Consider the following 24,297-nt stretch of genomic DNA (forward strand, 5'->3'; position numbering starts at 1 on the left):
CTAGCGCCCACCGCCCTCGGCAACGGCTACCGGGGCCGGTGTTGGCGGGTAGGCAAATAAAAAATCAGCAACGGCACAGGCCGTTGCTGATCAGGTGTCGCAGGTCGATGAACGCTGGGGTTACAGCGGACGACCGATACCGTTGCAGACGTCGGTCTTGCCGATGCTCAGGGAGTTGCCGGCGGTCAGGAAGCTGCTGCGGATCGCGCTTTTCCAGGAGTCTGGCAGTGGCACGAAACGGTTGGCGCGGATGGCGTCATCGTTGTTGACGGTCTCGCCGTAGTGCTGGGCAAAGAAGTCACGCACCTGGTTGGACTGGTCGCCGTTGATATAGCACTGGCTGAAGATCAGGTTGGTGAAGCCCAGGATCGGGTAGCCCGACGTTGGGTAAGGCACCACACCGGCTACGCCGCTTTTACCGAATACAGGTACCCACTTGTCCGGGTTGGAGCGATCAGCCACGGCAGGTACCGACACGTCATCAATCGCAGCGGAAACGTTATCCGGCGCTGGCGATACACCTGCAGTGTTGCTGGCCACGTCCTTGCCAACGCGAGCGACCTTGGTAGCGTCGTCCAGGCCTTCCAGGGTAGTGGCGGCGTAGTCAGGGCTCATGTAGGTGATACGGCCTTCAGCGACCGTCGTATCGTTCAAGGCATTCATCACACCTTGGCTGCCGGCGGCAGAAACGGCACCGGCCGGCAGGCCACCGCTGTAACTGTTGGCAAAGGTGGTGGTAACGGCGAAGCTGCCGGTTTCAGCGCACTGGGCGTTGAGGAAGCGCGTGAACAGTTCGGTGGTGCCGCTGCTTTCGCTGCGGTAAACCACGGTGATTGCACCGCTACGGCCAGCGCCAGTGATCTGGCTCCAGTCAGTGAGACGACCCGAGAACACACCGCACAGCTCGTTGACGCTCAGGTCAACGGCGTTGGCACCGCTCTTGCGAAAAGGAATGGCAACCGAAGTGGCTACCGAAGGCACCTGGATCAGCTTGCCCCAGCCTGGTTGCTTGGCCGATGCGTAGGTCGACAACTCAGTGGCATTGAGCTTGGAATCGCTGCCCGCCCAGTGCACGTTCTTGGTGGTCACGCCAGGTACGAGCTTGTCGTACTTGTTTTCCAGGAATGCCGCTTTGCCGTTGCCGCTGCCGACACCGATGTACGCGGCGAAACCGGCAGTCAGTACGCCGGGGGTCTGGTACAGCGGCTGTGGCAGGGTTGCGCCGCCGCCGTTGATATCAGCAAATGCTGCCTGGGCCGAGCACAGGGCCGCGAGGGTCATGGATGCCGCGAGAACATTGCGCTTAAACATGAAGAAGCTCCTTTCGTCGTGTTCATACGTTGAGGTAGATGGCTCTTGCATGACGCCATGGCACTCGGTTCACACGCCTTGATCCAGAGGGCTTGCCGGGCGAGGCCATGGACACGAAGTTCGCAGTTTCCGATGACAGATGTAGGAAAAAACCTCGGGAGGAACAGCTTGATTTTTAAAAAGATTCTCGGGTGTTTTGGCAATGATTCTGGCTTTTAACGGGCTGAGTGACAGCAAGGTTGCAGGGGTTGTTTCGAGGCGTGGGCTGGAAGGAACACCGGCTGTGTGCCGTGGGTTAAAAAATGACGAAATGAGGAACCCGAGGTTAGGTGATCCAAATGTAGGAGCTGGCTTGCCTGCGATACAGGCAACTCGGTTTTTCAGTCACACCCAGGTGATGCTATCGCAGGCAAGCCAGCTCCTACATTTGGGCAATGGTGTCAGTCGGATTCAAGTGACCAGTTGGTTGATCTCGATGATCGGCAACAGCACCGCCATCACGATCACCAGCACCACCGCGCCCATCACCACGATCATCAACGGCTCCAGCAAGGCCGTCATGCCCATGGCCCGCCGTTCGATATCCCGTGACAGGGTTTGCGCCGCGCGCTCCAGCATGGGCGGCAGGGAGCCGGTTTTTTCACCGCTGGCGATCAGGTGAATCAACACGGGGGGGAAGACCTTTTCCACCGCCAGTGCCGGCGCCAGGTTGACCCCCTCGCGCACCTTGGCCGTGGCATCACTGACGCTCTGGCTCAGGCGGTCGTTGGACAGGGTCTGGCGCGCGGCTTCCAGGGCACGCAGCAACGGCACCCCGGCGCCACCGAGGATCGCCAGGGTCGAGGCAAAGCGCGCAGTGTTGAGCCCCAGCACAAACCGCCCGATCAGCGGCAGGCGCAATACCCGGCTGTGCCAGTTCAAGCGCGCCACGGGGTTGCGCAGGTACAGGCGCCAACACCAGAAACCACCCACCAGGGCGGCAAAACACAGCGCGCCCCAGGCGCGGATAAAGTCACTGGCATTGAGCATCGCCAGGGTCAGCCCCGGCAGGTCCTGGCGCGCCTGGGAAAAGGCACTGACCACCTGCGGCACCACGTAGCTCAACAAGAAGATGACGATGCCAATCGACACCAGGCCCACCACGCCCGGATAGATAAACGCGGTAAGAATCTTGCCGCGCAGGTTGTTGCGTTCCTCGATGTAGTCGGCCAGGCGCTCCATGACCTGGGCCAGGTCGCCAGACTCCTCCCCCGCCGCAATCAACGCCCGGTAGATCGACGGGAAATCCCGTGGCCGTGCGGCCAATGCATCGGCCAGGCGCATGCCACTGCGCACATCGGCGCGCACCGCGCTGAGGGTCTGGGCGATGTGTTTTTTTTCCGCCTGCTCGACCGTGGCACTCAGCGCCGCCTCCAGGGGCAGGCTGGCACCGAGCAGGCTGGCAAGTTGGCGGGTGGCCCACGCCAGGTCGTTGTCCGACAGCTTGGCACTGAACAGGCTGCTGCTGCCCACTGCGTTGGCGCTGCCTTCGACCTGCACCAGCAACGCGGTCAGGCCCCGGCTGCGCAGGCTGGCAAAGGCTGCGCCCTGGCTCTCGGCCTCCAGGTGCCCGGTTTCCAGCTTGCCGCTGGCATCACAGGCTTCATAGCGATAGCGATTCATCAGGCGTCCCGTGTTACGCGCAGGATTTCTTGCGGCGAAGTGGCGCCGCTGCGGACCCAGCGCTCGCCGTCTTCACGCATGCTGAACATCCCGGCCTCGCGGGCGGCGATGCGTATTTCCTGCTCGCCGGCGCCCTTGTGGATCAGCCCACGCACCGCATCATCGACGCAGAACAGTTCATGGATACCGGTACGGCCGCTGTAGCCGACCTGGTTGCACTGGTCACACCCCACCGGGCGCCAGGTGCCGGGCGCCGCCGGGTCCGGCTGCTTGCAGTGCGGGCACAGGCGCCGCACCAAGCGCTGGGCCAACACGCCAAGCAGCGACGAGGCCAGCAGGAACGGCTCCACCCCCATGTCGATCAGGCGATTGACCGCCGACACCGCATCGTTGGTGTGCAGCGTGGCCAGCACCAGATGGCCGGTGAGCGAGGCCTGGACGGCGATCTGCGCGGTCTCCAGGTCACGGATTTCACCAATCATGATGATGTCCGGGTCCTGGCGCAGAATCGCGCGCAGGGCCAGGGCGAAGGTCATGTCGATCTTGGCGTTGACCTGGATCTGGCTGATCCCCGGCAGGTCGTATTCCACCGGGTCTTCCACGGTGAGGATATTGCTGGTACTGGCGTCCAGCCGCGCCAGGGCCGCGTAGAGGCTAGTGGTCTTGCCGCTGCCGGTGGGCCCGGTGACCAGCACGATGCCATGGGGCTGGCGGATCAGGCCATCGAGGCGCGCCAACAGTTGCGGGTCCATGCCGAGCGTTTCCAGTTGCAGGCGCCCGGCCTGTTTATCCAGCAGGCGCATCACCACCCGCTCGCCATGGCCGGTAGGCACCGTCGACACGCGGATATCAATCGGCCGCCCGGCGACCCGCAGGGCGATACGACCGTCCTGGGGCAGGCGTTTTTCGGCGATGTCGAGCTGAGCCATGATCTTGATTCGCGACACCAGCGCGCCATGCAGGGCTTTGCGCGGCGACACCACATCGCGCAGGGTGCCGTCGACGCGATAGCGCACCACCGAGTGGGTTTCGAAGGGCTCAATATGAATGTCACTGGCTTCGTCACGGGCGGCCTGGGTCAGCAAGGCGTTGATCATGCGAATCACCGGAGCGCCGTCCTGGGTGTCGAGCAGGTCGGTGATTTCGGGGATGTCTTGCATCAGGCGGTCGAGGTCGACTTCGTTTTCGGCCGCGCCGACCACCGCTGCAGCACTGCCGGTGTCGGCGTAGGCGCTGGCCAGCAGGCCGTCGAGTTCATCGTCGCGTACGTGTTCGATGGGGGCCTGGCCGAATTGGCGATGGACTTCGCTGATCGACCAGCCGGGAGTCGAGGGGCAGATGGTCAGGCGCGGGCCGCTGGGGGTGGGGTGCAGGAGAATGCGTTGGGATTTGGCCCAGGCGTAGGGGAGCAGGCTCATGGTGTTTGAGCCCTTTGATTGGGGACATATCCGTTATTTTTGTGATGCCAACTGGTGGTTTCGCTCTTACAGCGAGTCACCTTGGAAAAGCCCCAAAGTAACCAAAAGGCTCTTGCCCCACCACTCGCTGCCTCGCCCAGGCTCGGAACGGGGCGCTCAAGATCAAAAGTACCAGCAACCTCCTGTGGGAGCTGTCGAGCCCTAGCGAGGCTGCGATAGCGGTGGGTCAGGCGACATAGATGTTGATCATGCCGCCGCCATCGCAGCCTCGCTAGGGCTCGACAGCTCCCACATTTTGAATGGGGTGTCTCTGGACTGGCTGCATTGACTGGGGGGGCGTTTGCCAAAAGTGACCCGCTGTAAGAGCGGAACCCTAAGTAGCCGTTACCACAGGGATGGATATGTACCCCCACAACACAATTGCCGCCACTGCAGGCAAGCCAGCCCCTACAGGTGATACAACTCACGGCTGTGTACTCCCACGAACCGGCACCGCCCCCGGAATCGCCTTCTCCACCGCCGGCAACTGCGGCGCCTGCACATCCGGCAGCGCCCAGCTGTGCTGCGGCTGCAACCCACCCTGGGCACGGCGCATAAAGTCATAGCGATTAAGCGTAATACTGCGCCCCGCGCCACTGTCGCGAATGATGTAGGGCCGCAAGAACACCATCAGGTTGGTCTTGTTCACACTGCGCGACTCATTGCGAAACAGCGCACCCAGCCCCGGGATGTCCGATAGCCACGGCACCGCGTCGTTGCTCTGGGTATAGCCATCCTGCAACAACCCGCCCAGCACCATGATCTGTCCATCATCGAGCAAGATGCTGGTATCGATCGCCCGCTTGTTGGTCACCGTCCCCGCCTCCACCGACGCGCGGGCGTCGACGCTGCTGACTTCCTGGTAGATATCCAGCTTCACCGTGCCGCCCTCGGAGATCTGTGGCCGCACGTTCAGCTTGAGGCCTACTTCTTCACGCTGCACGGTCTGGAACGGGTTGTTGCTGGTGCCACCGCCACCGGTCACGTAGCTGCCGGTGACGAAGGGAATGGTCTGGCCGACGAAGATACTCGCCGCTTCGTTGTCCAGGGTCAGCAGGTTGGGCGTGGACAACACATTGGTCCCGCCCTTGCTCTTCAACGCCCGCGCCAGGACCTTGAGGTCCAGCACCCGGCCGATCCCTGGAATATCCACCGTGCCGTCCACCAGGCCGATGTTCAGGCCCTTGGGCAACACGTCGATACTGGTCTTGCTGGTGGGGGTGCCGTTGATTCCGCTACCGCCCAGGTTGACCCCGCCAAAACCACCCTTGCCGCCCAGGTTGCCGGCCTGCCACTGCACGCCGAATTCGCTGGCATCGTCTTCGTTGACTTCGACGATCAGGCTTTCGATCACCACCTGGGCGCGGCGCTGGTCAAGCATGTCGATCACCTCACGCAGGTTGCGGTACAGCGGATCGGGTGCGGAAATCAGCAGGGTGTTGGTGGTCGCATCGGCCTGGATCGTCACGCCGCCGGCACTGAAAGCGGTGTTCTGCTCGCTGGTGGTATTGCTCGCACCTGTGCTGTCCTTTGCATAACCACTGGGCTGGACAGCGCTACCGGTCGGCGCGCCACTGCTGTTCTGGGGGCTGCCCTGACTGGTAGTGCCTGCCCCGCCCATTGCACTCAACTTAGTGCGGGCCTCGTCACTCACGCCACTTTCGCTTTCACCGGTGAGCATGCCGCGCAGGGATTGCGCCAGCTTGCCGGCCTGGGCGTTGCGCAGGTACACCACGTGCATATTGCTGGGGTTGCTCTGGGCATTGTCGAGTTTGTAGATCAGGTTGCGCGCCAGTTCCGTACGCTCGGGGCTGCCGGCGCGGATGATGATCGAATTGGAGCGCGGGTCGCCGACCACGGCGATCTTCTGGGTCTGGTCGTTGCCCTGGGTTTCCAGCAACTCGGCGACCATCGCCGCGATATCGACGGCAATGCCGTTTTGCACCGGCACCACGTCGGTGTCGATGGCGCTCGGGGTGTCGATGCCGTCGATGATCTGCGCCACCCGCGCGAGATTTTCCGCATAGTCGGTGATGACGATGCTGTTGTTGCCGGGGTAGGCATTGATCGGATTGTTTGGCGAGACAATGGGCCGCAATACCGGGATCAGGTTCACCGCGTTTTCGTATTGCAGGCGGAAGGTGCGGGTCTGCATGCCATTGCCACTGGGGCTGGCGGCATTGTAGATCGGCCCGCCCAGCAGCTTGGCATCGGCTTCCGGGACCACCTGGGCCACACCGCCGACGTCCACCACGCTGAAGCCCTGCATGCGCAGCGCCGCCAGCAGCATGTCATAGGCCTGATGCGCCGGGACCTGGCCTTCGCTGACCAGGGTCAGGTTGCCCTTGACCCGTGGATCCACCAGGAACTGCTGGCCGGTGGCGCGGGACAAGGCGCGCACCACCGCCTGGATGTCGGCTTCGACAAAGTTCAATTGCACCGGCTGGTCGCCCAGCGGGTTGCGCACTTTGGCCGGGGCGGCGGCATGGCCACGGGCGCGTTGGGTCACCGGGTGTTGGGCCCGTGGCTGAGGGGTGATTTCGCGCTGGCGCTCGGGTATCGGCACACCGTTGCGCCGGGTATCGGCCAGGGGCTGGCCGAGTTCGCTGTCCACCAGCAATGGCGCAGGTGTCGGCGACTGGGTGTTGCTACAGGCACTGAGCGCCAGCAACAGCAGCGGCGCTACCTGGCGAAACGGCGCCGAAAGGGCGAATGACCACTTCATGAAGCTTCCTTAGCGCCAGGCGCCTGATCCATGCGAACGGTCCCGGACAATCTGCCGGCCGGGTTTTCAGCGGTGTCGCCAACACGCTGCAAGCGCGCTTGGGACACCTCCAGGGAAAGTGCGCGTGGGCTCGCCAGCAACCATCCGACCACGGCATCCGCTGGCGCGTCGGTAAAGGTCAGGCGCCAGCCGTTGGAGTCCACGACCTGCAATTGATAACGGCCTTCAAGTCCGGCAGCGTCGAGGGCCTGGCGCAAGGCACCTTCGCGGTCTTGCCCGGCGCGCGCGCCGGCACTGGCGCCCTGCAACAGCGCCTGCAAGGTGGCAGCCTGGGTACGCAGCTTGGGGGTTTCGGCTTGCCAGTAGTCGATCTGCTGCAAGGGTGGTTCAATCAACAGCAACCACACCAGCAGGCCCGCCAACACTGCCCCGCCGCCGCCCAGCAGGCGTTTTTCGCGCAGCGCCAGGGCGCTCCAGAACGTTTGGAACTGCGCGCGCAGGCGTTGATAGCTGAGCTTACTCATTGGCGTCTTCCGGGCTGTCGAGCGGCCCAAGGGTCCAGCCGTGATCATCACGGGTGGCGGTGAAACCGGCCTGGGCCAGCGCCGCCTGCCAATCACCTGCGGCCGTCGGGTTGCGACTGTCGGGCAACAATTGCAGGTGCAAACGGCCTTGTTCAAAAGCCAGGGCCTGGACGCTGCCAACCATAAACGGCAGGTGGCTGCCCGCCAATTGCACCAGGCTGCTGAAACGCTGGCCGGGGTCGGCGCCGGCGCCTTGCGCGGCGGCCAATTGCTGGCGGGCCTGTTGCAGCGGATTGAGGATGACCGGCAATTGCGGGAAGGCCTGCTTGACCTGGGCGATCATCTGCGCCTTGAGCTGTTGCCCTTCGCCTACCTGGCGCGCGGCGTACAGGTTCAGGCCCAGGGTCCAGACCGCCACGGCCAATGCGCTGAGCCCCAGTGCCCGCCCCCAACCTCCGTTGCTGGGGCGTTTGAGGCGCCCGTGCAAGCCCCAGCCCGGCACCACACCCTGCCAGCGCTGGGCCGTGTGCTCATCGATCTGATGCAGTTGCGCGCCACCGTTCAATAGCGCCTCCAGGGCTCGCGCGCCCAGGGGATGCAAGGCGCTCTGGTGCAGGCTCTGGCGCAGCAGCAGATGCCCCTCGACGCAGGCCACGCTCAAGCCTCCCGCCGGCGGTACGGGCAAGGCATAGGGCGCCGGGTACAGGCCACGCAGGCTGATATGCACCTGGGCCAGGACCCGGTTCAGTTGTTCCAGGCCCGCCTTTGGCAGCCACCCCACTTGCACTTGCCCGTTGCTCTCCCGGGGGCCATGGACCACCTGCACCTGTGCCACCGGGCCGAGGATCAGCGCCTGGGCTGCACAGGTCACAGCTGCCGTCACCTTGGCCGCCGTCAATGGCGGCAGTTCCAGGCTGCTCAGCAAACTGTCCCAAGGGTGCAGGAAGCACTCGGCCGCCAGGGTCTTGCGCGGTGGTGCCAACTGCCCAAGGCTGGCCTGCCCTTGCCGGCTGACCTGCCCGGTGCGGTCCAGCCAGGCATAGTGCACCAGGCTCTCGGCGCTCAGTTGGTCCAGCGGCGGCAAGGCAATCCGCAAGCGCGTCATGCGCCCACCCGCCACCAGATCACCTGGGGTTGCCGGTCTTCAGGGCGATACAACAGCGCTTGCGCGGCAACCCGGCGCTGCTCGCGACGCGCGCGGCCGTGCCAGCGGAACCACTCGCTGGTGATCCCCACCTGCACCGAATCCACCACCAGGTGGGGCATGCGCAGGCGGTTGACAAAATCGCCCCGGTTGATAAACCAGCGCCCGCTGTCCCGCTCGGCCACCAATCCCTGGGCCTGGGGCAGGCTGAGCCCGGGCACCACCGCACTGAGCACTTCGGCGCTGGCAGTGTTGCCATTGACCCAGGTATTGCCGGGCAGCACGCTGACATACGCCGCCAGGCGTTGCAGCACACGCGGTTCAAGGCCGTCGATACCGGCGAGGTCATCCAGGCTGCGCAGCATCGGGGCCTTGGCCGGCAGCAGGGTCTGGGCGGCCTCGGGTGAAGTGCTGCGCAGGCTGATCACCTCACTTTCGCCCGCACGTTGCGCATACGAAGCAAGCACCCGCTGGCTGATGCGCTGGCCGACGCCAGGGTCGATGCCAAGCAACTGGCACAGGCGCTGGAAACTCTGCAATTGCGCAGCATCGGGCTGCTGCTGGCGGACCAGGTTGCGCAGGTTGAACTTGCCCTGTTCGTCATCCAGGCGCCCCTCGACCGCCCCGGCAAAGGGTCGCGCCCAAGGCTGATCGAGGCGGGTCAGCACGTCTTTACGCCGCGCATCCCACAACTGTTGTCGACTGGCTTGCAGCGCACCCTGCAACAGCCAACTGCCCTGGACCCGCAGTTGTTCGGCCTCAAGACTACGGGTAAACACGCTTTGGCGGGTGAGCATGGCCCCGGCGAGCACCGCCACCACGGCGGCGATCAGCAACGCGCTGATAATCGCCATGCCATGCTGCTTCGCCGCACTGGGCAAATGCCTGTTCATGGCGCGCCTTACAACTGCCAGGAGCCGATATCGGCATTCACGCCGTCGCCATCCGGTTGGCCGTCGGCCCCGAGGGAAAACACATCGACTTCACCATTGGCGCCAGGGTTGAGGTAGTGATACGGGCGGCCCCACGGGTCGTTGGGCAAACGTTCGAGGTAGGCGCGCCAGTTGCTGCTCTTCGCATCGGCCGGGCGCTCGACCAGGACCTTGAGACCCTGGGTCATGTTCGGATAGGTGCCGTGGTCCAGGCGGTAGAGTTTGAGCGCCTGCATCAAGCCACCGATATCTTGCCTGGCGGCTGTGGCCCGCGCCTGATCCGGGCGGTCAAGCACCTTGGGCACCACCATGGCAGCGAGAATCCCGAGAATGACCACCACCACCATGATCTCGATCAGGGTGAAGCCACGCTGGCCCCGAGGGCCTCGCGGGGTGGATGTGACGTGCGCGATATCCATCTCGACATTCCTTGGCTTGAGTGCTTTTCGTCGCGCAGTGTTGCAAGCCAACATGTCAGTCGTATTGAAAATCCTCGGGAGCTTTGGTCGCCAATCGGTCAAGTGCAGCGGCTAGTCTGCGGGCCTGTTTCCCGGCATTGAGCACGTCATGCGTGGTCGTCAGAAGAACCAAGGTTTCACCCTGATCGAGGTGCTGGTGGCCCTGGCGATTATTGCCGTGGCCATGGCGGCGGCTGTGCGGGTGGCGGGGTTGATGACCCAGGGCAATGGCCTGTTGCGCGACAAATCCATCGCCATGCTGGCGGCCCAGAGTCGCCTGGCCCAACTGCGCCTGGAGGGGCGCGCAAGCCCCGGACGCAAGACGTTTGAGTGTGATCAGGGGCGCTTGAAGCTGCGCTGTGAACAGGTGGTGGCGGGCGATGGTTCCCTATTGAAGGTCAGCGTGCAGGTGCTGGATGCCACACGCGAGGCGCCGCCCCTGGCACGCCTGGAAACCCGGGTGGACCGCGCGCCTGCGTTGCAACAGGTCAAGGTCGAGTGAGCCTGGGCAAGGCTGGTGCCTCGGGCAGTTTATCGAGATTGACCCGGACCTTTTCGGTGCCCCGCTCGATCACCACCCCATCGCCCTCGATGGCCGCCAGGCGTACGCCGGGGCTGAGGCGCTCACCGGCGAGAAAGCTGCGTGGCGGTCCTTCGTTGAGGCTGAGGATTGCCACTGCACCCTGGGCGCCGGCCAGCACCCCGGACACCTTGACCTGTAGCGCCGCCGGCACATCGGCAAACCATTGCAGCGCCGGGCTGTCACTGCGCGCCGCCAACGCCTGGGGTGCAATCGGCGGGGTATGGGACTGCGCGGACGTCAGCAGCAGCGGCGTCCATGTAGCAACCCCGGCCAGCGTCGCCAGCAAGGCCAGGGCCTGGACGCCGTGGGCGGCAGATAAGCGATCGATGAATGCCATGGGCGGGACCTCCTGTTTGTCCATCCCGACAGCCTACAGGGCAAATCTCACGGTTTTATTTCAGTGGTTGATCCGGTTGAGGGCACACGCATGACGGATCGCAGGCAACGAGGTTTCACCTTGATCGAGTTGATGGTGGTGCTGGTGATCATTGGCATCGCCAGCGCTGCCATCAGCCTGAGCATCAAGCCGGACCCCTTGCACCTGTTGCGCAAGGACGCCGAGCGCCTGGCTCAGGTGTTGCAAATCGCCCAGGCCGAAGCCCGCGCCGATGGCCGTGCGATCACTTGGCGCGCGGATGCCAACGGCTACCGCTTGAGCCGCAGCCGCGACGATGGCCCAGGGCTGGAGGACTTCAAGGGCGATCCACAACTGCGCCCACGGACCTGGGACACCACGCCGCTGCAGGTGCGCATCGAACCCCGGCAAACCCTGGTGCTGAATGCCGAATGGATCAATCCGCCGCTGCAGGTGCTGTTGTCGGACGGGCAGCACAGCCTCAGCCTGCAACGTGATGCAACCGGCGCCCTGCGCGTGGTGAGCCCGCCATGAACCGTAACCAGCAAGGCTTTACCCTGATCGAGGTGATGGTGGCGATCATGCTGATGGCGGTCGTCAGCCTGATTGCCTGGCGCGGCCTGGACAGCGTGACCCGCGCCGACGCCCACTTGCAGGCGAGTACCGAACAGACCCAGGCGCTGCTGCGTGCCCTGAACCAGTTGCAACTGGACGTCAGCCTGCGCGCCGGGGTGGAACTGGCGCCGCCACCCACCGCCGACCAGCCCCCCGCCGCAGACGCTTTGCCGGCGGTGACTGTGCGCAGTTCCGACAGCAAGGGGTTTCGCCTGGAGCTGATCCGCAGCGCGCCAACCCCGGGCGATGGTCTGCAACGGGTGCGATGGTGGCTCAAGGGCGACACCTTGTACCGCGCCGCGGCACCGGCACGGGATCGCTATCCGCTACCGGCCCCCAAGGAGGCGGTGGCGGTGTTGAGCCAGGTCAGCGACCTGCAAGTACGGGTCTGGGATAACGACAAGGGCTGGCGGCAGTTGAGCGGCAATCGCCGAAGCCATCCGGCGGGGCTGGAAATCACCCTGGTGCGGCAGACACCGCAGGGGGTGGAGCGCTATCGGCAGGTGCTGGGGCCGTTGGACTGAATTGCAGCGATCTCCCCTTGTGCGCGGTTGCTTACCTGTGGGAGCGGGCTTGCTCGCGAAAGCGGCGGGTCAGTCAACATCAATGTTTGCTGGGCCGACGCCTTCGCGAGCAAGCCCGCTCCCACAGGGAACCTCGCCGACAGGAGGGAATAGAGTCCGCGCCTAGCTGAGCAACACCACCCCACCCGGCAGCTGCGTGCATTTGGCCCCATAGGCATCGCGAATCAGCAATGCCACGCCTGCCAATTGCTCCAGGCTGAAGCGCGCCTGCACCCGGCGTTTGCCCAGTTCGCGATTGAGCAAGACCAACATCCCCGGCCGGTAACGGTTGATCTCGTCGATCACCGTGTCCAGCGTGGCGTTATTGAACACCAGCACCTGCTCGCGCCAGGCGATCACGGCCTCGGTGTCCACCGTCAGCACTTGCCCCAGCCCTGCCGCGTCGTAGGTCAACTGGCGCCCGCTGTCCAGGCGCACGCTGCGCCCACCCACGGCAACCGCCAGCGAGCCTTCAATGCAGGTCACGCACACACTGTGATCGGTGTTGCGCACATTGAATCGCGCCTGGCTCGCACTCAGCCACCCTGCCCCCGCCTGTACCGTCAGCGGCTGCGCCGCCAGCACCTCGACCTCGCCTTCAAGCAATTCAATGCCCTGCTCACGTCGGCTGATACGGGTCTGGGTGTTGAGCTCCAGGCTGATGCCCTCGCTCAGTTCAACCCGCCGCTGCTCACCCACCTGCGTGCGGTAGTCGGCACTCAACCCGGCAAAACCACCGGGCACCGTGACGCGTACCATCACCAAGGCAACCGAGGCGGCAAGCGCCCCGCCGAGGAACGCACGCCGGCCAAAATGCCGGGGTGCCTGGGCCTGTGCCAGCGCCGGGGTCAATTGTTGCCACAACCGCTTGGCGTGTTCGAAAGCCTGGGCGTGCTCCGGGCTCTGGGCGCACCACTGGCGCAAGGCCTTGGCATCGGCCACGGTCGCCTGGCCCGAGGTCAGGAGGACCAGCCAATCGCGCGCTTCGTCGTGCAATCGGCTGTCGGGCGTGCCCCGGGCAGTGGGAAAGCTAAAAATTTTCAAGCGCGCAGGTACTCACGGATTGTCAGGGACTCAACACTAAGACGGTTTTCCGGCGCCGGGACCGAACCGCTGGATGACTTTTCTTTCCAGGCGCTGGGCGCAATGCCCCAGGGCGGCCTTGATTTCCTTCTCGACCATGCGCGTGGAGATGCCGAAACGCTGGGAGATTTCCAGGTGCGGCGCTTCCTCCAGGCGGGCCGCGATGAGGATCTTGCGGCGCCGGGCGGGCAGTTCGTAGAGCGCTTTGAGCAAGGACTGGATTTCTTTCTGGCCGCCCACCACCCGCGAGGGATCCTGGGCTTCGTCGCTGATGTTGAGCAACTCCTGGACCTCACTGCCGGTCAGCAGGCGGGCATCAGCCTGGCGCCGGTCGGCGGCGATGTTCAAGGCCATGCGATACAGATAGGCATTGGGTTGTTGCAGGTTGGCCGGCATGTCCATGCGGTCGACCCGCAGGTAGGTTTCATGCAGGACGTCATTGGCCAGGTCCTCCGAACCCAGGCGCTTGCGCAAACGCACCTTGAAGTCTTCGTAGGAGGCCAGGAACAACCTGACCATTGGCGTGTGCCCGGTATCCTTCATGCCCCGGAAACTCCTTCCCGTGCTGTGCATTCCATGCGTTTTCCTGTGGTGTCGGGCATTAAGAGCAGGGTCAACGGCAACCGCATCGAACTGGGTGCCGGGCGTTCTATCCGGGTGCTGCCCAGGCTGCGAACCAGCGCTTCATCACGCTGCGCATCACCGGTGGAACTGACCAGGCGGCTATGTTCAATCCACCCGTCGTGGTTGACCCAGACCTGTACCAGCGCCCGGAAACTGCCGGGGCGGGTCATGGGCGAACGGCACAGGCTGGCTTCGACGGCCTGCTGCAAGGCCGTGGCATAACTGCGGTTGAGCCGTGCAGCATTGCGCGGCGACACCCCTCGACCGGCCAGCGACTGGCTGACTTCAGGCAACTGCAGCGTAAATGCATCACTGCGTGCGTAACGCGCCATCAGACCACTCCCGGTCAGTAACAGGCCCAAGGCCTGTTGGGCACTGTAGTGCCCATGCACGCCAATCGAACGCCGCCCGTGGGTCAACTCGCGGTCCACCAACACCGCCATCCCGGTGGCACGACTGAAGGCTTCCAGGGCTGGCACCAGGCTTTGCGCAGGCAGATCCAGGCGTAACACCTTCGGCTCCCCAGCCAGGGCTGCGGGCAGTGGCAACCACATCCAGGCCAACAGCAAGGCCAGGCAGCAGTGTGTGCGCCTCCAAGCCCACCGTTCGACCCCTGCTCTGCCTTGCTGCACGGCTGACGTGTCCTGGGAAAAGCGTCATCCTGAGGCCAATTTATGAACCTGATGTTACGGTGATGGCAAAAAAAACATCACGGTTTCGCCTGTTTCATCGGGCTAGACTGGCAAGCACTTACGGCCCACTTCCTCGGGCCAGCCAGGAGGCCCTGATGAAGCGGTTGGTGATGCTGTTGCTGTGTGCGGGCCTGGTGTCGGTCGTGCAGGCCGAGGACACGCCGGGCGGTTGTGTCGAAGCCAGGGTGGATGGGTACAAGGCGCCTGACTATGGGTGCTTGAGCCAGCAGATGGGCGGCAAGGCCGCGCAGAAAAACCGCGAGACCCGGGAAAAACCGGTCCATCAGCGGCCGCCGAACCAGATTGGCTTGTCGACACCTGCGGCGACCAGCGTGCGGATGGGCAATACGTTTGGGACAGGGGTGAAGCCGCAGCGGCCCTGAGGCCGCCACGCCCTCCACTTACAACAACGACAACGGATAACTGATAATCAACCGGTTCTCATCAAACTCCAGCGTGCTGTAATCGCGACGCAACGTCGAGTTACGCCAGCGCACGTTGAGGTTCTTCGCCACCCCGCTTTGCACCACATACGCCAACTCCGACTCCCGCCCCCATTCCCGACCATCAGTGACCGCCCCTACATGGGCATTGCTGCCGCGGATATAGCGAGTCATCAACGTCAGCCCCGGCACGCCCAGGGCCGCGAAGTCATAGTCATAACGCAGTTGCCAGGAACGCTCGCGCGCTGCGTCGTAGCTGGCGTTGTAGCTGTCGTTGGCCAGGCTGGTACCGGCGGTGCCATTGACCCGCATCCAGCCATTTTTCCCGGACATGCGTTGCCCGCCCAGGTACAGGGTATGGGCACCTGTTTTTGCCGAGAGCATCGCCGACAGCGCACGGTTTTCCAGGTCGCCAGCCAGGGCCTTGGCGTTTTCTTCGCCAGAGAAATAACCCAGGTTGGCCCCCAATACCCAACTGCCCAGGGGCTGGCTGTGGATCAGGTTGAAGTAGCGCTGCTGATAGATATCGACCAGTTCCGAGTACCACACGCCCACTTGGGTTCGCTTGTCGTTGAACTGGTACTCGACGCCGCCGAAGTTGAAACGGTCCGAGGTCACATCCGCGCGCCCGGCCATGAACATGTCTTCCATGCTCGCGTCATTGCGCGGGCTGTTGGCGCGGAACTGGCCGCCGTACAGCGTCAAGCCGTTGAGCTCGCGGGAGGTCAATTGCGCGCCACGAAAGGTCTGGGTCAGCGAACGGCCATCGTCAGAGCGCAACACCGGCAGGGCCGGTGCCCACTCCCCGACCTTGAGCTCGGTGTTGGAAAGCTTCGCCTTCAATGCCACGCCCAATCGCCCGAAATCATCCGCCGGGCGACCGTCGTCGTGCACCGGCAACAACTGGGTGTTGGCGGTGCCCTTGCCGCCATCGAGTTTCACCGCATACAGGCCCAGGACATCCAGGCCAAAGCCCACGGTACCCTGGGTAAAGCCGGAGCGTGCATCGAGGATAAAACTCTGCGTCCACTCCTCGGCCCTGGCCTGGGAGTAACGATCATCGACAAAGTTGCGATTGATATAGAAGTTGCGCAGGTTCAACGAGGCCTTGGCGTCGTCGACAAAACCTTCGGCATAACTGTTGGCGGTAAACGCCAGGCAGCCCAGCAGCACAGGGTTGGAACGGGAAAGGATGTTCATTGTTGTTATTCCTTTGCTTTTTGACAGGCAACACTCTCCCGTCGCAGATAAACCGCTATCTGCCGGGAAAATGTCGTGGTGGTTCTAGCTAAGAGGCTGCTGGGTTACCTAGCCCGCCAGCGCGATGATCGCCGGCACACTGAGCACCGCCGTGTAATACCCCATGAATTGCACGCCGGTGTTGAAACCCAGAAAGCGTGCCAGGAAACCACCCAGCAACCCCACCGTGACGATCACCAGCAGCCCAAGCAGACCGCCCTCCCAGATACCGATCACCAGCACCAGGCCGATAAACGTTGCGATCACCGCTTCGTGGCTGATCTTGCGCACCACAAAGGCGGCGGCGCCATGGGCAAAGTTCATGGTGAACGGGTAGGCCACCAGGATTGCCACGATCACGGCGAGCATGCCGTAGCCGAGGAAGTCCCAGGTGCTGAGCAAGTTGTGCAGGTTGTTGACCTGGCCGCTGGCGTTGTCCACCCAGAAGCGTGGCGGTGCGTTGAACAGTGGCGCAGCGGGGCCGGCAGCCACCGGGCTCAGGGGCAGACCGAAAGCCATCAGCGGGATCAGGGTTTCGGCAATGTAGGTGGACTCGGTAACTCCGTTTCGCGCGGTGATCACCGTGGTCAGGCGGTCGTACGCCTGCTTGATCCGCGCGCCGATCACTTCGCCCATGATCACCGTCATCGCCACCGGGCTGAACACGAACGTCGCGCTCGACACGCTGGCGGCCATGGCCGTGACTTTCACCTGGCGTCGGTTGATGACTTTGAACGGGTTGGGGAAGTAGCCGCTCCAGCCCTTGACGTCCGGCGCCAGGGAGAACACCCGGTATTCGTTGCGGCGCATGTGCTCGCGCTCACTTGGGGCCAACAGCGAAAACAGCGACGCAATCAGCGGCGCCACGGCGATGCCGAGGAAATAGCTGACTGACAGTTTCACCCCGTAGTGGCCGGTCAAGGCCTGCAACGCGACGATCACCACCACAAACGGCACCAGGGTCAGCACCGAGGCCCAGCGCCCGGCGGAGAAATAGGCAATGGCCAGGGCCGCACACAGGAACACCCACGGCGCGAACTGCTTGATCACCCCGCCAAACGGCGCCAGTAACACCGCGAACAGAACCGACAACGGCACCGCAATCAACGCCGCCACCGCGCCGCCGGTGATCATTTTGCGCAGGGCGATATGTGGCACGCCGAGTTTGCGCAGGTAGTTGGCGTCGCCAAGCAAGGCGGTGGCCACCGTATCACCGGGAATGCCCAGCAGAGCCGTGGGCACCGCGTGGGTCATGTGCTTGGCCACCGCGCCCGCGAGGAAGAACGTCAACACCCCGGCAGGCGGTGCGCCGAGCAACACCACCAGCATGGTCAACGGCGCCAGGGTGGCGGTTTCGTCGGTGCCCGAGACCAGGCCGATGGCGGAAAACACCACCGCCCCCAGCAGCCCCAAGGCGAACGCCATCATGATTTCATGCATCAGCATTTCCATCACGGTCGCCCTCCGTTCAGGTGCGCCTGTTCTTCACGAGCCTGGCCTTCACGGAACAAGTCGTACAGCTCCAGTTCGCGCAACTCGGCGATCACTTCGTCAGACAAGTCCTCCAACCGACCAAGGCTGCCGTACTCCTTGAGCAGATCGGCCACCACTTGTGCGCGAAACGCCGGGTCCGCCGCGTGCTCCTGCACGTCACGCTTGGGCGGGAACAACTTGGCGCTGATCACGCCTGCACCCAGGCAGCCGAGCACGCCCACCAGCATGGCGTAGGTCTTGGCCATCTGCGCCGACTCGACGATGGGTTGCAGCAGGTAATGTGCGCCGAAATACGCACCGAGGCTGACCACTGCACCGATGCCGATGGACAGCACCAGGTCGCGGCCATCGATGGTGTCGCCCCAGACCTCATAGAGGTTTTGCTTTTTTGGCGGTGAAAGAGGTTGCTGCATGGTGCCCTCCGCGCCCTTGCGGGCTTGTTGTTTTTATTAAGGCTTTTTATGAGAAGCATTGACGCGCTTTTATGGCTTTCGCCACTCGCGAGCCGCCGACGCGCTGCAACTGGCTGTCGATAAACACGCCGACCTCGATCAATCGCTCAAGGTCGACACCGGTTGCCAAACCCTGATGTTCCAGCAGGTAGACCAACTCTTCGGTTGCCACATTACCGGTGGCTCCCGGTGAATAAGGGCAGCCACCCAGGCCGGAGACGGAGCTGTCGAACACCCTGACCCCGGCCTCCAATGCCGCCTGGACGTTGGCCACGGCCATGCCATAGGTGTCATGGAAATGCCCGGCCAGGGCGCTGACTGGCACCTCTGCAGCACAGGCCGCGATCAGCCGGGAAGTGGCTTGCGCAGTACCGACGCCGATGGTGTCGCCCAGGCTGATTTCATAACAGCCCATCTCATGCAGTGCCGTCGTCACCCGTGCCACGTCGCCGGGCGCAACCTCGCCACTGAACGGGCAACCCAACGCGCAGGACACATAACCACGCACCGCCACGCCTACCTCGCGCGCCTTGGCCAACACCGGACCAAAGCGCTCAAGGCTCTCGGCAATCGAGCAATTGATGTTCTTGCGGGAAAACGCCTCGGAGGCCGCCGCAAACACCGCCACCTCCCGACACCCCACCGCCAGCGCGGCGTCCAGGCCTTGCAGGTTGGGCACCAGGGCGCTGTAGGTCACCCCGGCTGGCTGCCCGAGACGGCGCAGCACCTCGTCGGTGCCGGCCATCTGCGGCACCCAGCGTGGCGAGACAAAGGCCCCCGCCTCCAGGGTTCTCAGCCCCGCCGCGACCAGCCCCTCCAACAGCGCCACGCGGGTTTCTACCGGCAGGCTGCGGGCCTCATTTTGCAGGCCATCGCGCGCGCTCACTTCCACCAACCGCACAGAGTCCACGGTTACTGCCCGCGCTTTTCAAGCAACAGCTCGGCGGCCCGATCAGCGCGCACGTCATGGCTCTCGACCATGCGTTTGACCAGCCAGTCCAACTCTTCACCACGGGCGCCGGCCGACAACGCAACGTTGCGCGCATGCAAGGCCATATGCCCGCGCTGGATGCCTTCGGTGGCCAGGGCACGCAAGGCGCCGAGGTTCTGCGCCAGGCCCACGGCCACGGCGATCTCCCCCAGTTCCTGGGCAGTCTTCACGCCCAGAATGCGCAGCGACAATTGCGCCAGCGGATGGGTCTTCGTCGCCCCGCCCACCAGCCCCAGCGGCATTGGCATCTCAAGGGTGCCGACCAAGTGCCCGGCGCTGTCCTTTTCCCAGGTGGTCAGCGAGCCGTAGTGACCGTTGCGGCAGGCGTAGGCATGGGCGCCCGCCTCCACGGCACGCCAGTCATTGCCGGTGGCCACCACCAACGGGTCGATGCCGTTCATGATCCCTTTGTTATGGGTCGCAGCGCGGTACGGGTCGATCACCGCAAAGGTGTAGGCGTCGATGATCCCTTCAATGACTTCTTCACCGCTGTACGCGGCGGTGGCCAGATGCTCAGGGGCGATGCGCAACTGGGCACGGGACAGGCGCAGGTCCGCAAGGTTGGACAAGATGCGCAGGCGCACCTTGCCGCCAGTCAAGCGTTCCATCAGCGGCGCCACGGCTTCAGCCATGGTGTTGACAGTGTTGGCGCCCATGGCATCGCGCACATCGACGATCAGGTGCGCCACCAGCATCGGCCCGCGCGGGCTGTCGGCAAAGGTATGGACCTCGATGTCGCGGCAACCGCCACCCAGCTTGATCAGCAATTGGTCCTTGCTGTTGGCCTGGGCGATGATTTCATCCTTGTGCCGCAACAGGCTCAGGCGCGCATTGAACGGGTCAGTAATCCCGACAATCTGCACTTGCGCACGCATCAATGGCGCGCTGCTGGAGGTCTGGAAACCGCCGGCGTGACGGGTCAGCTTGGCCATGAACGAGGCCGCGGCGACCACCGAGGGTTCTTCCACCACCAACGGGATCAGGACGTCGCGGCCGTTGACCTGGAAGTTGCTGGCCACGGCGTAAGGCAATTCAAAAGTGCCGATCACGTTTTCGATCATGCCATCGGCGATCTCCAGGGGCAGCGCGCCAGCCCCGCGCAACAGGTCGGCATCTGCCGCGCTGAGGCCCAACAGTTGCTGGAGGTGGTCAAGACGCTGGCGGGGGGACAGGCTACGAAAATTGGGCAAGCGCGAATCGATTGGCATCAGGGGCTCCTTGGGGAGTCATTTGTTATTGGATGACGCCAAATTGCCCGATCTGTAGCCTTGAAAGAAGGTACAGTTTTGCCGGACAGTTACGCGACTGTACCCATAACAAGCACCCCACGAGGAAATGCCCCATGGCGCGCTCGACCCTCGCGCAGCAGGTAGCCAGCGCCATCGCCCAGCAAATCACCGATGGCGCCCTGAAAGCCGGCGAAAAGCTGCCGTCGCTGCGCGAATACATGCGCCTGCACGGTCATTCGAAAAATACCGTGATCACCGCCTACGAACACCTGGCCGCCGAAGGCTTGGTGGAGGCCCGCCACGGACAGGGGTTTTTTGTCATCAAGCGCGTGGCCCAGCCCCGCGAAGAAGACGACAGCCTGCCCTACAACCGGGCGCTGGACACCATCTGGATGATGCGCCAGCAGTTCCTGCGCGACCCTGGGCATTCGCCCCTGGGGGAAGGTTTCCCGCCGGTCGAATGGCTGATGGATATGCGCCTGGACAAGTTCCATCGCCAGGTGGTGCGGGCCGGTGTCACCACTTTGTTTCGCTATGGCACGCGCCTGGGCAACGCCGGGCTGCGCGCACGCCTGGTCCAGAAGCTGGCGGACTACAACATCAAGGTTTCGACCCGCCAGTTGGTCACAACGCTTGGGGCCAACCATGCCATGGACCTGATCATCCGCCGCTACGTCAACCCGGGCGACCCGGTGCTGGTGGAAGACCCGGGCTACTACCCGCTGTTCGGCAAACTGCAATTGCAAGGCGCGAGCATGCTCGGCGTGCCACGCGAGCCCGACGGGCCGAACCTGGAGGTGTTGGAACAGTTGCTCAAGGCCCATCGCCCCAAGCTGTTCTTCCTGCAATCGATCGGGCATAACCCCACGGGCTCGGACCTGTCACCGGCCAAGGCGCACCAGTTGCTGCGCATCGCCGAAACCTATGACCTGCTGCTGGTGGAAAACGACGCCATGGCCGATTTCAAGCCCAGCTCGGCGATCAAACTCTCGGCCCTGGACCAACTCAACCGCACGTTGTACCTGGGCAGTTTTTCCAAGTCGGTGTCGGCGGCGCTGCGGGTGGGGTTTATCGCCGGCAGCAAGCAGCGGGTCGAAGAGTTGGCCGATATCAAGATGATCCTGCATAACAGCGGCGCCGAGTACAGCGAGCGGACCATCGACGTGATTCTCGGCGAAGGTCAGTTCCTGCGGCACTTGTCGCGCCTGCAAGATCGCCTGCGCCAGGCCACCGCCCGCGGCCTGGCCTTGCTCGACGAACTGGGTGCCGAAGTATTTTGTCGCCCCGAACAAAGCCTGTACCTGTGGGCGCGTTTCCCCCAGGTCGACGACGCCAACCTGCTGACCCGCCTGTGCCTGGCCGAGGGCGTGATGCTCGCACCAGGGGCGATTTTCTCCACCCAACCCAAGAGCGTCGTGCCCTGGACCCGGCTCAACGTGGCGTATCTGGATGACCCGGTGTTCTGTCGGATCATCCGGCAAATGCAGCAATAAACCGCAATCAATAGGAATGTGCCGAAAGATTTGCCAGAATGCGCAACTTAGAAACATTCGCATTCGCAGGATATTCCCATGCACGCCCACCCTTCGCTCCCCGCTGCGCGTCGCATCCTCGCCGTCGAGGATGACCCGGTGCTCGCCGCCCATCTGGACAGCCACCTGGGCCAACGTGGCTTCGAGGTCACGTTGCGCCAGAACGGTGGAGAAATCGTCGAGTTGGTGCGCGCCCAGCCTTTTGACCTGATCCTGATGGATATCATGCTGCCAGGCAGCAGCGGCCTGGAGGTGCTCGCGCAACTACGCCGGCATCAACGGGTGCCGGTGATCCTGATGTCAGCCCTCGGCGCCGAACAGGATCGCATCACCGGGTTCAGCCAGGGGGCCGACGATTACCTGCCCAAGCCGTTCAGCATGTTGGAAATGGATGTGCGCATCGATGCGATCCTGCGCCGCGTGGCCTATGAACATGAGGTGCCCGGCACGGCGCGCAATGAGGACCCACAGCTGACGTTCGACGAGCAACGCAACGATGTCAGCCTCAATGAGCAGTGGGCCGACCTGACCACGACCGAGTATCGGGTACTGGAAACCCTGGTGGCCCATGTCGATGAGGTGCTGACCAAGGCATTCCTGTACCAGCAGGTGATGCACCGCGCCTATTCCCGGCATGATCGCAGCCTGGACATGCATGTCAGCCGCATCCGCCGCAAGTTGCAGGCCATCGGCTACACCGCCGGACGCGTGGAGACGGTCAGGAGCACCGGCTACATCCTGACCCGGCTGGCGCCATGAGGCTGCCCCACCGTCATTCGCTGTTGTGGAAACTGATCGGCCTACTGGCGGTGCTGTGCTTGCTGGTGGTCAGCCTGCAAGTGGATGTGAGCCAGCGTATCCAGGAAGCCACTGCGCGCTTGCCCGCGCCCACCCGGCAAGTTCTTACCGATTATGCGCAGCAGGCCGAAGCCGCCTGGCATGAGCGCGGCGCGGCGGGCGTCGACGAGTTCCTGAATACCTTGCGCGCCAGGGAGCAGGTGTGGGCGGTGGTGGTGGATGAGCACCATTCGCTGTCTTCCCAGGCACTGACCAGGCTTGAACGGCGCAAGTTGGATTTCGTGCGCCGGATCGACTGGCCGGTGGGTCGCCCCGGTGGCCGGCCAACGTTTTATATCCCGTTCAGCGATGGCCAATCGCGGCTGGTGATGGAGTTGCCCTTGCACCTGGACCCGCGCAAGGACAATGGCCGCTGGAACATCCTCCTGCAACACGTACTGCCGGCCTCACTGGCGCTGTTGTTCGGCGTGCTGTTGTACCGGGTGCTGATTTCGCCGCTGGTGATCCTGCGGCGCCAGGCCAATGCGCTGAGCGCCGGTGACCTGGCGTCACGGGTCGGGCCCCAGGTGACACGCCGCCGCGATGAGCTGGGCGAGTTGGCCCGGGCCTTCGACCATATGGCCGAGCGCCTGGAGAGCACCGTGGTCCTGCAGCGGCGCTTGCTGCGGGACTTGTCCCACGAACTGCGTACGCCCTTGAGTCGGTTGCGGGTGGCCGGTGAGCGCGAGCCCGACCCAACGGCATTGCGCCAACGCCTGGAGCGCGAAGTGCAAGGCATGGAACGTTTGATCGGCAGCACCCTGGAGCTGGTCTGGCTGGATACCGAACGCCCGTCGATGCCGGTGGAAGCGGTGGAGATGGAGCCGTTGTGGGACCTGTTGCGCGAAGACGCCTGCTTTGAAAGCGGCTGGTCGAGCGAGCGCCTGCCTTGCGAGCTGCCCGCAGGCGTTTGGGTGCTGGGCAACCTCAATGGCCTGGCCCAGGCCCTGGAAAACATCCTGCGCAATGCTATCCGCCACTCCCCAGAACAGGGTGTGGTGCGCCTGACCGGTAAGCTTGAGGGCGATTTCTGGCACCTGTGCATTCAGGATCAGGGGCCGGGGATCGAGCCGGACAAGCTGGAGCAGATCTTCCTGCCCTTCACCCGCCTCAATGCCGCCCGCCCGGGCGGTGACGGTTATGGCCTGGGCTTGTCGATTGCGCGCAGCATCGTGCAGTTGCAGGGCGGCACGTTATGGGCGCAAAACACCACGCCCGGCCTGTGCCTGCATCTGCGGCTCAAAGTGTATAAGTTGTAAATTGCGTTTACTCCCATATGAGAATCACTAGCATTGGCGCCATGCATTACTTGTGACCAACTCGATCCCAAAGGGGTTGTGTTGCCTGATCTG

The 24,297-nt window shown here is 63.7% G+C and carries 24 protein-coding genes and 1 pseudogene; 7 read left to right on the forward strand and 18 right to left on the reverse strand.

The window, feature by feature from the left end:
* Positions 1 to 120: 120 nt before the first annotated feature.
* From FJD34_RS10220 to gspG, 8 genes are all read right to left on the reverse strand, one after another.
* Positions 121 to 1,311, reverse strand: coding sequence for a substrate-binding domain-containing protein (locus FJD34_RS10220; protein WP_032861026.1), 1,191 nt, complete (start codon positions 1,309 to 1,311; stop codon positions 121 to 123).
* A gap of 450 nt (positions 1,312 to 1,761) precedes the next feature.
* Positions 1,762 to 2,973 carry a type II secretion system inner membrane protein GspF gene (gene gspF / locus FJD34_RS10225; RefSeq protein ID WP_032861028.1) on the reverse strand — a complete coding sequence of 404 codons (1,212 nt, stop codon included), beginning with the start codon at positions 2,971 to 2,973 and terminating at the stop codon, positions 1,762 to 1,764.
* A complete protein-coding gene (gene gspE / locus FJD34_RS10230) occupies positions 2,973 to 4,391 on the reverse strand; it encodes a type II secretion system ATPase GspE (RefSeq protein WP_090290853.1) in 1,419 nt (472 codons plus the stop codon). Before gspE ends, gspF begins: the two co-directional genes overlap by 1 nt.
* Before the next feature lie 463 nt (positions 4,392 to 4,854).
* Positions 4,855 to 7,155 (reverse strand): type II secretion system secretin GspD, encoded by a 2,301-nt coding sequence (gene gspD, locus FJD34_RS10235; RefSeq protein WP_090290852.1) that lies wholly within the window; start codon positions 7,153 to 7,155, stop codon positions 4,855 to 4,857.
* On the reverse strand, positions 7,152 to 7,679 hold the full coding sequence (gene gspM / locus FJD34_RS10240) for a type II secretion system protein GspM (protein ID WP_032861032.1): 528 nt from the start codon (positions 7,677 to 7,679) through the stop codon (positions 7,152 to 7,154). The genes gspD and gspM overlap by 4 nt, the downstream gene beginning before the upstream one ends.
* Positions 7,672 to 8,784 (reverse strand): type II secretion system protein GspL, encoded by a 1,113-nt coding sequence (gene gspL / locus FJD34_RS10245; protein ID WP_090293109.1) that lies wholly within the window; start codon positions 8,782 to 8,784, stop codon positions 7,672 to 7,674. Before gspL ends, gspM begins: the two co-directional genes overlap by 8 nt.
* Entirely contained in the window at positions 8,781 to 9,716 is a 936-nt protein-coding gene (gspK, locus tag FJD34_RS10250) for a type II secretion system minor pseudopilin GspK (RefSeq protein WP_157695976.1), read from the reverse strand. Before gspK ends, gspL begins: the two co-directional genes overlap by 4 nt.
* A gap of 8 nt (positions 9,717 to 9,724) precedes the next feature.
* Complete coding sequence (gene gspG, locus FJD34_RS10255; protein WP_032861034.1) at positions 9,725 to 10,174, reverse strand: type II secretion system major pseudopilin GspG; 450 nt, start codon at positions 10,172 to 10,174, stop codon at positions 9,725 to 9,727.
* A gap of 148 nt (positions 10,175 to 10,322) precedes the next feature.
* On the opposite strand from gspG, the gene gspI reads away from it, so the two are divergent.
* Positions 10,323 to 10,715 carry a type II secretion system minor pseudopilin GspI gene (gspI, locus tag FJD34_RS10260; RefSeq protein WP_032861035.1) on the forward strand — a complete coding sequence of 131 codons (393 nt, stop codon included), beginning with the start codon at positions 10,323 to 10,325 and terminating at the stop codon, positions 10,713 to 10,715.
* On the opposite strand, the gene FJD34_RS10265 is transcribed toward gspI, so the two are convergent.
* Positions 10,702 to 11,133, reverse strand: a complete 432-nt coding sequence (locus tag FJD34_RS10265; protein ID WP_032861037.1) for a type II secretion system protein N — start codon at positions 11,131 to 11,133, stop codon at positions 10,702 to 10,704. The genes gspI and FJD34_RS10265 overlap by 14 nt on opposite strands.
* 90 nt (positions 11,134 to 11,223) lie before the next feature.
* On the opposite strand from FJD34_RS10265, the gene gspH reads away from it, so the two are divergent.
* Positions 11,224 to 11,685 carry a type II secretion system minor pseudopilin GspH gene (gspH, locus tag FJD34_RS10270; RefSeq protein ID WP_032861038.1) on the forward strand — a complete coding sequence of 154 codons (462 nt, stop codon included), beginning with the start codon at positions 11,224 to 11,226 and terminating at the stop codon, positions 11,683 to 11,685.
* Positions 11,682 to 12,290, forward strand: coding sequence for a type II secretion system protein GspJ (locus tag FJD34_RS10275; protein ID WP_065943722.1), 609 nt, complete (start codon positions 11,682 to 11,684; stop codon positions 12,288 to 12,290). Before gspH ends, FJD34_RS10275 begins: the two co-directional genes overlap by 4 nt.
* Positions 12,291 to 12,319: 29 nt before the next feature.
* On the opposite strand, the pseudogene FJD34_RS28290 reads toward FJD34_RS10275, so the two are convergent.
* From FJD34_RS28290 to FJD34_RS10295, 4 genes and pseudogenes are all read right to left on the reverse strand, one after another.
* Positions 12,320 to 12,433 (reverse strand): annotated as a pseudogene (locus FJD34_RS28290) (metal ABC transporter ATP-binding protein); the annotation flags it as partial.
* Positions 12,434 to 12,452: 19 nt separating this feature from the next.
* On the reverse strand, positions 12,453 to 13,373 hold the full coding sequence (locus tag FJD34_RS10285) for a FecR family protein (protein WP_032861041.1): 921 nt from the start codon (positions 13,371 to 13,373) through the stop codon (positions 12,453 to 12,455).
* A 36-nt stretch (positions 13,374 to 13,409) separates the two neighbouring features.
* Positions 13,410 to 13,955: an RNA polymerase sigma factor gene (locus tag FJD34_RS10290; RefSeq protein ID WP_032861042.1), complete on the reverse strand. Its 546-nt coding sequence runs from the start codon at positions 13,953 to 13,955 to the stop codon at positions 13,410 to 13,412.
* Positions 13,952 to 14,590 carry a secretin and TonB N-terminal domain-containing protein gene (locus tag FJD34_RS10295; protein WP_090293106.1) on the reverse strand — a complete coding sequence of 213 codons (639 nt, stop codon included), beginning with the start codon at positions 14,588 to 14,590 and terminating at the stop codon, positions 13,952 to 13,954. Before FJD34_RS10295 ends, FJD34_RS10290 begins: the two co-directional genes overlap by 4 nt.
* Positions 14,591 to 14,823: 233 nt before the next feature.
* Between FJD34_RS10295 and FJD34_RS10300 the strand changes: the two genes are divergently transcribed.
* On the forward strand, positions 14,824 to 15,111 hold the full coding sequence (locus FJD34_RS10300) for a hypothetical protein (RefSeq protein WP_032861043.1): 288 nt from the start codon (positions 14,824 to 14,826) through the stop codon (positions 15,109 to 15,111).
* Between the two features lie 18 nt (positions 15,112 to 15,129).
* Here FJD34_RS10300 and FJD34_RS10305 read toward each other — a convergent pair whose 3' ends face one another.
* The 5 genes from FJD34_RS10305 to FJD34_RS10325 all read right to left on the reverse strand — a co-directional run bounded on the left by FJD34_RS10305 (position 15,130) and on the right by FJD34_RS10325 (position 20,555).
* Positions 15,130 to 16,371 carry an OprD family porin gene (locus tag FJD34_RS10305; protein ID WP_065943720.1) on the reverse strand — a complete coding sequence of 414 codons (1,242 nt, stop codon included), beginning with the start codon at positions 16,369 to 16,371 and terminating at the stop codon, positions 15,130 to 15,132.
* Between the two features lie 108 nt (positions 16,372 to 16,479).
* Positions 16,480 to 17,850 carry a tripartite tricarboxylate transporter permease gene (locus FJD34_RS10310; protein WP_373290069.1) on the reverse strand — a complete coding sequence of 457 codons (1,371 nt, stop codon included), beginning with the start codon at positions 17,848 to 17,850 and terminating at the stop codon, positions 16,480 to 16,482.
* Between the two features lie 11 nt (positions 17,851 to 17,861).
* Positions 17,862 to 18,317, reverse strand: coding sequence for a hypothetical protein (locus FJD34_RS10315; RefSeq protein ID WP_090290851.1), 456 nt, complete (start codon positions 18,315 to 18,317; stop codon positions 17,862 to 17,864).
* Between the two features lie 46 nt (positions 18,318 to 18,363).
* Positions 18,364 to 19,266, reverse strand: a complete 903-nt coding sequence (locus tag FJD34_RS10320) for a hydroxymethylglutaryl-CoA lyase (RefSeq protein ID WP_194532069.1) — start codon at positions 19,264 to 19,266, stop codon at positions 18,364 to 18,366.
* A 2-nt stretch (positions 19,267 to 19,268) separates the two neighbouring features.
* A complete protein-coding gene (locus FJD34_RS10325; RefSeq protein ID WP_032861048.1) occupies positions 19,269 to 20,555 on the reverse strand; it encodes a hydroxymethylglutaryl-CoA reductase, degradative in 1,287 nt (428 codons plus the stop codon).
* A 134-nt stretch (positions 20,556 to 20,689) separates the two neighbouring features.
* Here FJD34_RS10325 and FJD34_RS10330 point away from each other — a divergent pair, with 134 nt between their 5' ends.
* The 3 genes from FJD34_RS10330 (at position 20,690) to FJD34_RS10340 (ending at position 24,204) form a co-directional block, all read left to right on the forward strand.
* Positions 20,690 to 22,069 carry an aminotransferase-like domain-containing protein gene (locus FJD34_RS10330; RefSeq protein WP_090290850.1) on the forward strand — a complete coding sequence of 460 codons (1,380 nt, stop codon included), beginning with the start codon at positions 20,690 to 20,692 and terminating at the stop codon, positions 22,067 to 22,069.
* Positions 22,070 to 22,147: 78 nt separating this feature from the next.
* Positions 22,148 to 22,867, forward strand: a complete 720-nt coding sequence (locus tag FJD34_RS10335) for a response regulator transcription factor (RefSeq protein WP_032861051.1) — start codon at positions 22,148 to 22,150, stop codon at positions 22,865 to 22,867.
* A complete protein-coding gene (locus tag FJD34_RS10340; protein WP_032861052.1) occupies positions 22,864 to 24,204 on the forward strand; it encodes a sensor histidine kinase in 1,341 nt (446 codons plus the stop codon). The genes FJD34_RS10335 and FJD34_RS10340 overlap by 4 nt, the downstream gene beginning before the upstream one ends.
* Positions 24,205 to 24,297: the final 93 nt, after the last annotated feature.

The organism is Pseudomonas brenneri (genome assembly GCF_007858285.1).
In the GTDB taxonomy this organism is placed as follows: Bacteria; Pseudomonadota; Gammaproteobacteria; order Pseudomonadales; family Pseudomonadaceae; genus Aquipseudomonas; species Aquipseudomonas brenneri.

What these genes read in the sequence shown, in the direction of transcription:
- FJD34_RS10340 (WP_032861052.1), top strand. Translation starts at nt 22,864, where the DNA reads ATGAGGCTGCCCCACCGTCATTCGCTGTTGTGGAAACTGATCGGCCTA.
- gspE (WP_090290853.1), bottom strand. Translation starts at nt 4,391, where the DNA reads ATGAGCCTGCTCCCCTACGCCTGGGCCAAATCCCAACGCATTCTCCTG.
- FJD34_RS10295 (WP_090293106.1), bottom strand. Translation starts at nt 14,590, where the DNA reads ATGTGGTTGCCACTGCCCGCAGCCCTGGCTGGGGAGCCGAAGGTGTTA.
- FJD34_RS10305 (WP_065943720.1), bottom strand. Translation starts at nt 16,371, where the DNA reads ATGAACATCCTTTCCCGTTCCAACCCTGTGCTGCTGGGCTGCCTGGCG.
- gspF (WP_032861028.1), bottom strand. Translation starts at nt 2,973, where the DNA reads ATGAATCGCTATCGCTATGAAGCCTGTGATGCCAGCGGCAAGCTGGAA.
- gspL (WP_090293109.1), bottom strand. Translation starts at nt 8,784, where the DNA reads ATGACGCGCTTGCGGATTGCCTTGCCGCCGCTGGACCAACTGAGCGCC.
- FJD34_RS10300 (WP_032861043.1), top strand. Translation starts at nt 14,824, where the DNA reads ATGAAGCGGTTGGTGATGCTGTTGCTGTGTGCGGGCCTGGTGTCGGTC.
- gspK (WP_157695976.1), bottom strand. Translation starts at nt 9,716, where the DNA reads ATGAACAGGCATTTGCCCAGTGCGGCGAAGCAGCATGGCATGGCGATT.
- gspG (WP_032861034.1), bottom strand. Translation starts at nt 10,174, where the DNA reads ATGGATATCGCGCACGTCACATCCACCCCGCGAGGCCCTCGGGGCCAG.
- FJD34_RS10290 (WP_032861042.1), bottom strand. Translation starts at nt 13,955, where the DNA reads ATGAAGGATACCGGGCACACGCCAATGGTCAGGTTGTTCCTGGCCTCC.
- gspI (WP_032861035.1), top strand. Translation starts at nt 10,323, where the DNA reads ATGCGTGGTCGTCAGAAGAACCAAGGTTTCACCCTGATCGAGGTGCTG.
- FJD34_RS10275 (WP_065943722.1), top strand. Translation starts at nt 11,682, where the DNA reads ATGAACCGTAACCAGCAAGGCTTTACCCTGATCGAGGTGATGGTGGCG.
- gspD (WP_090290852.1), bottom strand. Translation starts at nt 7,155, where the DNA reads ATGAAGTGGTCATTCGCCCTTTCGGCGCCGTTTCGCCAGGTAGCGCCG.
- FJD34_RS10265 (WP_032861037.1), bottom strand. Translation starts at nt 11,133, where the DNA reads ATGGCATTCATCGATCGCTTATCTGCCGCCCACGGCGTCCAGGCCCTG.
- FJD34_RS10335 (WP_032861051.1), top strand. Translation starts at nt 22,148, where the DNA reads ATGCACGCCCACCCTTCGCTCCCCGCTGCGCGTCGCATCCTCGCCGTC.
- gspM (WP_032861032.1), bottom strand. Translation starts at nt 7,679, where the DNA reads ATGAGTAAGCTCAGCTATCAACGCCTGCGCGCGCAGTTCCAAACGTTC.
- FJD34_RS10325 (WP_032861048.1), bottom strand. Translation starts at nt 20,555, where the DNA reads ATGCCAATCGATTCGCGCTTGCCCAATTTTCGTAGCCTGTCCCCCCGC.
- FJD34_RS10330 (WP_090290850.1), top strand. Translation starts at nt 20,690, where the DNA reads ATGGCGCGCTCGACCCTCGCGCAGCAGGTAGCCAGCGCCATCGCCCAG.
- FJD34_RS10310 (WP_373290069.1), bottom strand. Translation starts at nt 17,850, where the DNA reads ATGCATGAAATCATGATGGCGTTCGCCTTGGGGCTGCTGGGGGCGGTG.
- FJD34_RS10315 (WP_090290851.1), bottom strand. Translation starts at nt 18,317, where the DNA reads ATGCAGCAACCTCTTTCACCGCCAAAAAAGCAAAACCTCTATGAGGTC.
- FJD34_RS10220 (WP_032861026.1), bottom strand. Translation starts at nt 1,311, where the DNA reads ATGTTTAAGCGCAATGTTCTCGCGGCATCCATGACCCTCGCGGCCCTG.
- gspH (WP_032861038.1), top strand. Translation starts at nt 11,224, where the DNA reads ATGACGGATCGCAGGCAACGAGGTTTCACCTTGATCGAGTTGATGGTG.